Source organism: Aquabacterium sp. (assembly GCF_004297345.1).
In the GTDB taxonomy this organism is placed as follows: Bacteria; Pseudomonadota; Gammaproteobacteria; order Burkholderiales; family Burkholderiaceae_C; genus Aquabacterium.
Genome location: NZ_SCTN01000386.1, coordinates 1 through 5,807, shown reverse-complemented (window position 1 = coordinate 5,807; position 5,807 = coordinate 1). Strand labels below are relative to the sequence as shown.

At 57.3% G+C, this 5,807-nt stretch carries 6 protein-coding genes; all 6 read right to left on the bottom strand.

Features of this window, described 5'->3' with window-relative positions:
- Positions 1–856: cache domain-containing protein (locus EPO09_RS14685; protein WP_290644071.1), on the bottom strand; the 856-nt coding region annotated here is incomplete at its 3' end.
- 164 nt (positions 857–1,020) lie between these two features.
- Positions 1,021–2,838, bottom strand: coding sequence for a hypothetical protein (locus tag EPO09_RS14680; protein WP_290644070.1), 1,818 nt, complete (start codon positions 2,836–2,838; stop codon positions 1,021–1,023).
- 41 nt (positions 2,839–2,879) lie between these two features.
- On the bottom strand, positions 2,880–3,365 hold the full coding sequence (locus EPO09_RS14675) for a hypothetical protein (protein ID WP_290644069.1): 486 nt from the start codon (positions 3,363–3,365) through the stop codon (positions 2,880–2,882).
- Positions 3,366–3,670: 305 nt separating this feature from the next.
- The gene (locus EPO09_RS14670) at positions 3,671–3,862 is read right to left on the bottom strand and encodes a hypothetical protein (RefSeq protein ID WP_290644068.1); all 192 of its coding nucleotides are present in this window, start codon (positions 3,860–3,862) and stop codon (positions 3,671–3,673) included.
- 324 nt (positions 3,863–4,186) lie between these two features.
- A complete protein-coding gene (locus tag EPO09_RS14665) occupies positions 4,187–4,888 on the bottom strand; it encodes a response regulator (protein ID WP_290644067.1) in 702 nt (233 codons plus the stop codon).
- A gap of 14 nt (positions 4,889–4,902) precedes the next feature.
- A partial coding sequence (locus tag EPO09_RS14660; RefSeq protein WP_290644066.1) for an ATP-binding protein occupies positions 4,903–5,807 on the bottom strand: 905 nt, incomplete at its 5' end.

Genomic DNA, 5,807 nt, shown 5'->3' with positions numbered 1-5,807 from the left:
CAGCCACCTCAGATTCAGGCACCTCGGCAAACACGTACAGGTTCAGTTCAGGCACAAAAGAGGAAGCCACCATCATGCGCCCCTGATCCGAATCCCGACGCGATACGGCCTGGGGCTGCCCATTCATCAGCGGCTGCAACACCGGCGCACTCCAACCGGTCATGTCCACCACTTTAGGACGCGCGCTCGTGACACTGGGGTCACCATGCAGCAACACCGAGCCGTCGGGGCGAACCAGAAACACATGCCCGGTCTGCCCGATGCGGTAGTTCTTGATCAGGGTTGTCAGGCTGTCCACCGCCAGGCCCAAACCTGTGACGCCCCGCTTGCCAGCATCGGTCTTGAACACAACGTTGATGAACAGATTGGGCACGTTGTTGGACTTGTCAACATCCAGATCCAGGCTGAGCTGCTTGCCCCCAGACAGGAACCCATAAAACCAGGCATCTGACGCGGCACCTCGACTGAGGGTGCGCTCCAACCCTTTATCGGTGTGATACCGCCCTGTCGACTCTGACACCCAGTAGACGCTGGAGGCCTTTGCAACGTCCTTGAGCTTGCCCGCATAGGCCTGCCAGGCGGGCTCCCGCTCGTCGGGCGTACCGTCAGACTCCCATGCCAACAGCGCGGGATTGACCGCCATGGCGCGAGACTGGGCCAACGGACCCGCAATCACTTGGAGGATGTCATTGCGAATGGCCGTCACATTGACCGGAAGCTCCTCATTCGAGGCGCGCTCCAGCAACCGATCGCCAATGAGCCATATGCCCACCGCCGACGATATGCCGATGGTCAGGATGAGGCTGCCCGTCAAGCCCAGGATGAGCTTCTTCTGGATGGATAGTTTGGCGAACATGATGCGTCCGATAACCCGATGACGGCTATTCGGATCGCTCGCCCGCTTCTTTAGGTTTTTTCATTTCGCACAAATGCGTATTCAGGCGCATCCGCGAGTTCATATCGACCGGCATTTTCTCGCACTACAACCCGCATGAAACCTGTTCAAACTTCGTACCGCATTCAGACTTGAACGCCACAAGCGGAACAGAAGCGGGCCATTGCCACCAACTGCTGGCCGCAGGCATGACAGTATTTTGGCGCGGTATCTTGATGAGCGCCTTGCGGTTGAACCTCCGTCGAAGTCGTCGCGTCAACACCTGATGCGCCAATGATTGCCTGCTGCAATTGCGCCTTGGTGTCCGTTAGCGCAGGCGCATCGATCAACTTGGCAAACTGATTCTCTGTTGCGCCCAACGCCGCGATTCGAGCCTGATCCGCTTGCGTCGGAGCGACCAGGCTGCTTTGAGATTGGCCAAACTCGGCCAGGTGCTGCGCTAGATCCCTCGCTTCTTTGTCGGTGGAGAACATGGCTGTGATGCGCCGCTCGCCATCCTTGCTGAACGCCACGGACTCGATCCGAGCACGCCAGACACGCAGCGTCATGGATTCAACCCGCACCACCTCGTTGTGCGTGTTGATCTTGCTGGACACCACATTGCCTGTGCCGATGGTCGACGTCTGGTAAGTCCCGACAAATTCGACCCAGACCAAGTTCGACTCAAAGTCAAATCTCCCCCACAGCTCAGCCGCAGAGTGTTGGCAGAACAGCGCCACCAGCAGCAGGATGCTGGCGATACCCATCAAGGAGAAGTGCTGCTCATCGAATGGCAGCGAGACATTGAAGGACTTCACAAAGGCCAGCGCAATCACGACGGCCGCCACGGCAAGCACTGTCCCGTACAGGTCCAATACCGCAATCCACTTATGACGCGACGACGTCAAGGCCGACTTCAAGTCCGGCGCCGTGCTGCCACCCAATGGCATGGGCTGCGTCTCCTCGAACAGCTCGCCGGCAAACGGCGCAGCGTGGCGCTGAGGATCGATGACTGGCTCGCTACGCGCATACCGGCGATTCGGGATCTTCTCTGTCCACGTCTCTTGAAACCGTCGCTCTAGCTCATCCATAAGCAGCGAGGGCGGGACGTTGGCAGAAAGGCGCTGCAGCTCGGCGCTCGTCCGTGTCCCCGGAGGCTGCGTGACCTGAGCAAGAATGGCCAACAAAGTGAGGATCACTGCGGCCAAGCCACTGATCAGCATCACCACGGTCTGCGGCAGAACCGAAAAGCCATTCAGGGATGGCAGGGCTTTTGCGAAAGTGCCGATTACCACGGGCCCAAGGATGGCGGCAGCGATCAAGCCGACTACAGAGCCCAAGGTCAGCTTGGCTTTGGACTGGGAAATCACCGGCCTGAGAAGGTAAGCGGCGCCAAATCCGAAATAGGCGAACGCGATCCATGGCTTTGACTCATCTCGCGTGACGAGCAGCAAGGCAACGCAAAAACTGATGAACGTCACGCCAAGCGCCACCAGATTGAAGAACTGCTTGCGCGCCAATTCCTGCACTTGCGTCGGCGCCGTGATCAGATGCGGTACCAGGTTGTACAGCACCCCCTGGACTGGCCCTTGTGGCTCCGGATACTCGAGCGCCCCTTGTCGCAAGACCTCCTGCAGCAAACGCGCTGGCTCGGACGTGCCAATGGCTCCGGGCGGAAGGTCGACCGCCAACGAGTTGGGCCGCTTTCGCCCGAAGAAGAACCGCAATCGTGTGGCCGCCCGGCCGACGGCCCAAAGACCCGAGGACAGAAGCCCCAGGCCAACGCCGATGGGGAGCGTTCCGTCCACAGCATGGGCCTGCGAGAGATCCTGGCGCCCCCACCACAGGCAGATGAGCCCGCCCAAAAGCATCACCGCGCCACTGATCCACAGCAGCGAGTTCTGGACCCGGTAGGGGTTGGGCAACTCAAGCTGCTTCGACTCTGAACTGTAGTCGTAACTCATGTGCTGGATTACCAATTCAATCAGGTGTTCAAAGACGCACCTTAGGTCGTCTTGCGCTCGATGATGTCTCGCACAATTTCGATCACCTTCTGAGCCTGCTTCTCATCAATGTTTTGGCCTTCGATGACGGAGCGCTTAAAGGCAAAGCCACCTGTCCAACCAGAACCCTCAACAACACCGATGGCCAAGGTCTTGTTGAGAAAGTAGTACAAGGGACCGATCACAAAGCCAATAACAAAAGGCGCCAACAAAACAGTGATCAAGATGGCCTCCTTCCAGGGCTTCTCGTACCCGTAGAACGCAGAGGTCAGCGATCGCATCGGAATCACGCGGGTGGTGTGCCCAGACAGTGAAGACGATGTGAACACAAGTAGATCGTTCTTGATTTCGATCTCGGTGGTCGGATCTAGCCTGAGCACCGAAAGAATCCATGCAAAGAGCCCGGCTTCGCGACCGACCAGATGCACGTAATTGCCCTTTTCGTTAGCGGTATTGGCGGCATACCATTTCTTAATGACGAGTGCCATCTTCCTCCCTTAATGCGCATTCAGCGCCAGTTTTGAATTTCCAGCGTCAGATGGGTAGGCACGGCTTGCTGGCGATTTACGAAATCGCCCATGCACCTTTCCGTCTTGACTTTGGAGGTCATTGTGCTTCATCTTGGCCGTGCAGGCGCGCTCGTCGTCTACTGGCACGGAGACACAACTCAACTCGATAGGATGAAGATCCTCAGGCCCATTAATCGGCTGAAATTGCCTGTCGATATCGATCACAGGCGGAGTAACTGCGACTGGGGGAGCATCTGCTTTCTCCCCCCACCATCTAGTGGCTGTCAATGCATGCCGCTGTAAGCCACTGCAAGGCCAATCATTGATTTACCAATGAAAAAGGGCGCCAGGTGTATGTGAGCACTTAACCAAAAGTTGCGCTGGGATAAGGCAATTGGAGGCGCCACTTCAACAAAAACGCGTGCAAACGCTTGGTCTGGAAAAACCAAATCATGGCGCAAGGCGACAAATTTCAAGCATTTCTTGGCACAACAACTCAGCAACGCTAAGTCATTGATTTATATGACCTCGACTGAGGAGTTACGCCACATTTCTCGCAAACTTCATTACCGCGCCAAAGGCAAGTGCGCAGTTGCGCCACATTTATTTGTCATGCCATTCAGATCAAGCTCAGCGCGGCGTCCAAAAAAGGTACGCCATGAACAGATGAGATGAGCTTAAGCAGGAGCCAGCGTGCTGGCTCCCGGTTATGGGCTAGTAGGGCTTACTGGAGAAGTTGGTCGAAGCAACCCAGTGAATTGCTTGAGATTCGCTAATGTGCGATTGGTGGTCTACGCAATTCACCCCCTCGGCCTCACAAAGCGATAGCCAATCCCCGCCTCAGTCAACAGATGCTGAGGCTTGGATGGATCAAGTTCGACCTTCTTACGTAAATTGGCCATGTGCACTCTGACATAGTGCATGTCTTCGTCATGCCCTGGCCCCCAGACGGCTTTCAGCAGTTGATGATGTGTGACAACTCGATCTGGCTGCTTGGCAAGGTGTGTCAGCAGCTTGTACTCGATGGGTGTCAGATGAATCGGCTCACCTTGTCGCTCGACAAGGCGGTTGAGCAGGTCCACACGGATCTCTCCAAACCGGATTTCGGTTTCTCCTGATGGTGTCTGATGAAGATGCCGCCTGAACTGAGCCCTCATGCGGGCCATCAATTCACCCGCACCAAAAGGTTTGACCAGGTAGTCGTCGGCGCCAGCATCCAGCGCCAGGATCTTGTCGCCCTCACTGCTTCTGGCAGACAGCACCACGATGGGTACGGGTGACCAGGTCCGGATCTCACGGATCAGTTCCACGCCATCCCCATCCGGCAGCCCCAGGTCCAGCACGATCACGTCTGGGCGCCGGGTGCCAGCTTCGATCAATGCGCGTTTCGCACAATCGGCTTCGAAGACCTCACAACCTTCCGACTCCAGCGTGAGGCGAACAAATCGACGGATATCGACCTCGTCTTCGACGATCAGAACCCGAGCGTGGATGTCACCCATGGAGATGCCCTGCATTACGCTTGTGTCAACAATTCGCTGCCATCATCGGAGGGCGGCAGCCCCTGAGGCAGGGTAATGGTAAAGCGTGCGCCGCCTTCTTCGCGATTGGTCCCGGTGATCGCGCCGCCATGGGCCTGCACGATTGCCCGACAGATAGCCAGGCCCAGGCCCACACCGGGGGTGGCACTCTCTTTGTTGCCTCGCTCGAATTTCTCGAAGATGGACGCCTCTTTGCCCGGTGGCAAGCCCGGTCCGCCATCTTCGACGTTGATCACGACCTGGCCACTCCCGGCTCGCGCCCTGATCCCGATCGGCGTACCTTCTGGTGTGTACTTGGCTGCGTTCTCCAGCAAGTTCACGAGAACGCGCTCAAACAGCACCGCATCGAGATGCAGCAGTGGCAAGTTGCCGGCCAGATCTACGCTAACAGGCCTTTGGCCAAGCTGTGCGTCGCACTGAGCTAAAGCACTCCCCACAACCTCCTCCAGTGGCAGCCACTGCCTGTTCAGTTGAACAGCCCCTGCCTCCAGGCGAGCCATGTCCAGCAAGTTGCTCACCAAGGCACTCATGCGCACAGCAGATTGCCGGATAGCCCGGCCGATCAGCATTTGCTGTTCGGTTGGCGCCGGGCTGGTCAGCTCCAGCGTATCCGCCAGCCCGACCAAGGACGCCAGGGGGGTTCTCAAATCATGCGAAATGGCCGACAGCAACGAATTACGCAAGCGTTCAGATTCGATCTGAACGGTGCTGGCTTGCGCCACTTCTATGTAGTGAATACGTTCCAGGGAGATCGCCAACAAGGATGCACAAGTCTCCAGCAGTTGCCGCTGTTCCGGACTGGGCAAACGGTCTTTGACGGGCTCGATGATCAGGACACCTCGTGTCCGCATGATGGCTTTGAGTGGCACCACCATGCAAG

Excerpts from the sequence above, each read along its gene's own strand:
- EPO09_RS14680 (WP_290644070.1), bottom strand. The coding sequence starts at position 2,838 with ATGAGTTACGACTACAGTTCAGAGTCGAAGCAGCTTGAGTTGCCCAAC.
- EPO09_RS14675 (WP_290644069.1), bottom strand. The coding sequence starts at position 3,365 with ATGGCACTCGTCATTAAGAAATGGTATGCCGCCAATACCGCTAACGAA.
- EPO09_RS14665 (WP_290644067.1), bottom strand. The coding sequence starts at position 4,888 with ATGGGTGACATCCACGCTCGGGTTCTGATCGTCGAAGACGAGGTCGAT.